Origin of the sequence: Streptomyces sp. NRRL F-6492, assembly GCF_001280125.1 — a bacterium.
In the GTDB taxonomy this organism is placed as follows: Bacteria; Actinomycetota; Actinomycetes; order Streptomycetales; family Streptomycetaceae; genus Streptomyces.
This window is the reverse complement of the sequence record NZ_LGEG01000135.1, coordinates 1-440: the sequence shown is the minus strand read 5'-3', so window position 1 is coordinate 440 and position 440 is coordinate 1. Positions and strand designations below refer to the sequence as shown.

1 protein-coding gene is annotated in these 440 nt (G+C 75.2%); it reads left to right on the top strand.

The genetic code is table 11. The features are described from left to right. Position 1: 1 nt before the first annotated feature. A partial coding sequence (cysC, locus tag ADL08_RS12495) for an adenylyl-sulfate kinase (RefSeq protein ID WP_234352113.1) occupies positions 2 to 440 on the top strand: 439 nt, incomplete at its 3' end.

Genomic DNA, 440 nt, shown 5'->3' with positions numbered 1-440 from the left:
CCTGCCGAGCGCCGGCAAGACGACGATCGCGTACGAGCTGGCCGGCCGGCTGCGCGGCGAGGGCCACCGCGTCGAGGTCCTCGACGGCGACGAGATCCGGGCCTTCCTCTCCGCCGGGCTCGGCTTCGGCCGCGAGGACCGCGACACCCACGTACGGCGGGTCGGCATGGCCGCCGAGGTCCTCGCGCGCAACGGCGTGAAGGTCCTGGTGCCGGTCATCGCCCCGTACGCCGACAGCCGCGAGGCCGTCCGCGAGCGGCACCGGACCGCCGGCGTCCCGTTCCTGGAGGTGCACGTCGCCACCCCGGTGGAGGTGTGCGCCGCACGGGACGTGAAGGGCTTGTACGCCAAGCAGGCGGCGGGCGAGATCAGCGGGCTCACCGGGGTCGACGACCCCTACGAGGCCCCCGGGGCGCCCGACCTGCGGATCGAGTCCCAGA